Source organism: Polaromonas sp. P1_G2 (assembly GCF_056405515.1).
Genome location: NZ_JBFUBY010000391.1, coordinates 1 through 2,886, shown reverse-complemented (window position 1 = coordinate 2,886; position 2,886 = coordinate 1). Strand labels below are relative to the sequence as shown.

Genomic DNA, 2,886 nt, shown 5'->3' with positions numbered 1-2,886 from the left:
TTCCGGGGAGTAACCGACGTGGAAGTCTTGCCGCCATTTGAGGCCCGATATCCGCTCGAGCACAGGAATGCAGATTTCTTCGGTGGCGCCTGGGTAGACGGTGGATTCGTAGATGACCGTTGCGCCCGGTTTGAGTTGCGCGCCGACGGTTTCACTGGCGCGTATAAGGGGCGTGAAATCGGGCTTGCGGGCGGCGTCGATCGGTGTTGGAACCGCGATGATGAAGACGTCGGCGCCTGCCAGCTTGGCGGAGTCGATGGTGAAGGTCAGCTGGGTGGCGGTACGCATGTCCGGCCCGGCGACCGTGCCGCTGGGGTCCAGGTGCTTGTTATAGCTTTCGATTTTTTGCGCAGAAAGATCGTAGCCGATGGTCGGCATCAACCGGCCGAACGCAACGGCCAACGGAAGACCGACGTATCCGAGGCCGATTACTGCGACTACTTCCATGATTCTTGTTTCCCGTTCATACATTGGGCCCCGTCCGCCGGCGGTTTCGGGGCGGAACGGGACGATGCTAACGCATGTAGGAAGAGGGGGGACGGATTGTGTTGTGCCTGGAGCTGGTTGCGCCGCTCGACCAGGTCCGGGGACGTGTGTTTGCTGCCAATGCGCCCTGGATCCTCGCCGGATCAGGTAACCTCGCAGCCATCAGCTTTTGCGGCGCTGCCACCTGACGCGGCATCCGCATGCCGAGCACCTCGACCCCCCCGCTTATGCAATCAATGGTTTTTCCCTTTTTCATAGCCCTGCCCTGGCTCAATCCGCTAGCGCTTGGGCCTTCCCCCGGCGTCGTGCCCTGGCTGGTAACGTTCACCGTAACGGCAGCCCTGGTTTTTTATGCCTCGCTGCGCCCCATGCCGGGCGAACTGCCATTGCATGCCTCTTTTGCCCAGCGTTGGGCGGGGCCGGCGGCGTGGGCCTGGTTGGCGGCTGGCTTGGTCAGCAGCCTGATAGGCTTGGTCCAATACTTCGGTGCCGCGGCCGCGCTGGGAGGCTGGGTGAGCCAAACCATGCCGGGAGAGGCATTTGCCAACCTTCGCCAGCGCAACCAGTTCGCCAGCCTCACCAATATCGCCCTGGCGGCTTTGGTCTGGCTGGGTGCACAGCGCGGTGCTTCCGGGCGGCGGCAGTGGATGGTGCTCACGGCGGCCGCTTTGCTCGCCGTCGGCAACGCCGCGTCTTCTTCCCGCACGGGCCTGTTGCAACTGCTTGTGCTCTGTGTGCTGTTTGGGGTGTGGGGGGCGTGGCGCCAGCCTCGCGTTCTGCGCCTTCTGGCCACGGCGGTGCTGGCCTATGCCTTGGCGACACTGGCGCTGCCCTGGTTGTTGGGATTCGAGCCGGCGGCGCACGGTATGCTGGCCCGGCTGCGTGGCGGCGAACTGGCATGCGCGAACCGCATCGTGTTGTGGTCCAACGTGTTACACCTGATCGCGGAGAAACCATGGCTCGGCTGGGGCTGGGGGCAGTTGGACTATGCGCACTACGCCACCCTGTATGCCGGGCCGCGGTTTTGTGACATTCTGGACAACGCCCATAACCTGCCCCTGCATCTGGCAGTTGAGTTGGGCATCCCGGTGGCGCTGCTGGTTTGCGGCCTTGGGACGTGGTGGGCGGCGCGGCAGCGGCCCTGGCGCGAAACGGATCCCGTGCGCCAGCTGGCCTGGGGCGTGCTGGCGGTGATCCTGCTGCACAGCCTGCTGGAATATCCGCTGTGGTACGGGCCATTTCAGATCGCTTTCGGCCTGTGCGTGGGCCTGTTGTGGCGCACCGGCGATAAAACGCCAGGGATTGGCGCGACCAGGGTGCCGGCGGTGAGGAGGGTGCTGGCCGCAGTCGTGGTGGGGTGTTGCGCCTATGCCGCATGGGATTACCACCGTGTCAGCCAGATCTACATGGCGCCGCAGGACCGCAGCGCGGCCTATCGCGAGGGCACCCTCGCCAAGATCGGGGACTCCTGGCTGTTTCGCAACCAAGTCCGTTTTGCCGAACTGGCGCTGACTCCCCTGACACGGGATAACGCCCGCTGGACTTTCGATACGGCGACGGCTTTGCTGCACTATTCGCCCGAGCCGGTGGTGATTGAAAAAGTGATTGAAAGCGCCGTCATGCTGGGCCTGGACGATGAGGCATTGGCGCACCTGGCGCGCTACCGGGCGGCTTTCCCGAAGGAGCACGCGCGCTGGGCCGCGGCCAAGGCCAGCTTGCCCCCGGGCATCGAACGCTTGCCCTAGGCCGGCTCAGGGGTTGGTGAAACTGCCGGACTTACCGCCGTGCTTTTCGAGCAGCTTTACGTCGGTGATAGTCATCGCGCGATCGGCCGCCTTGCACATGTCGTAAATTGTCAACAGCGCCACCTGCACCGCCGTGAGTGCCTCCATTTCCACCCCCGTCGGGCCGACGGTTTCCACGGTGGCGCGGCAGGCGATGCTGAAATCGCTCTCTTGCGGCAGGAAGTCGATGGCCACGCGGGTCAGTGCCAGCGGGTGGCACAAGGGGATCAGTTCGCTGGTTTTCTTGGCGGCCATGATGCCGGCGACGCGCGCGATACCCAACACGTCCCCCTTTTTGGCGTTACCCTGGAGAATGATGGACAGCGTCGCCGGATTCATTACGATACGGCCCTGCGCAATGGCGACACGGTGTGTAGCCGCCTTGCCCGCCACGTCAACCATATGGGCCTGGCCTTGGCCGTCAAAGTGGGTGAGTACGGGAGGGGAAGCCATGCTTTTACGAAACCTTTACAACGGGCCCTCATCATAAGACCATGTTTGCGAATCAGAGTCCTCTCAAGAGCCGCCTGTTGGCGGCGGGTGTGCATTTTGGTATCAGCGTAGCGATTGCGGCTCTTGCCGCCACCCTGGTTTTTGCGGTCTGGTACCCCTATCC

3 protein-coding genes are annotated in these 2,886 nt (G+C 63.6%); 1 reads left to right on the top strand and 2 read right to left on the bottom strand.

Annotation, left to right across the window (positions count from 1 at the left end):
- On the bottom strand, positions 1–447 hold a 447-nt coding region (locus AC1D0P_RS24035), incomplete at its 3' end, for a nucleotide sugar dehydrogenase (RefSeq protein ID WP_477679040.1).
- Between the two features lie 266 nt (positions 448–713).
- On the opposite strand from AC1D0P_RS24035, the gene AC1D0P_RS24030 reads away from it, so the two are divergent.
- Entirely contained in the window at positions 714–2,231 is a 1,518-nt protein-coding gene (locus AC1D0P_RS24030) for a PglL family O-oligosaccharyltransferase (RefSeq protein ID WP_477679039.1), read from the top strand.
- A 6-nt stretch (positions 2,232–2,237) separates the two neighbouring features.
- On the opposite strand, the gene moaC is transcribed toward AC1D0P_RS24030, so the two are convergent.
- Positions 2,238–2,723, bottom strand: a complete 486-nt coding sequence (gene moaC / locus AC1D0P_RS24025; RefSeq protein WP_477679038.1) for a cyclic pyranopterin monophosphate synthase MoaC — start codon at positions 2,721–2,723, stop codon at positions 2,238–2,240.
- Positions 2,724–2,886: the final 163 nt, after the last annotated feature.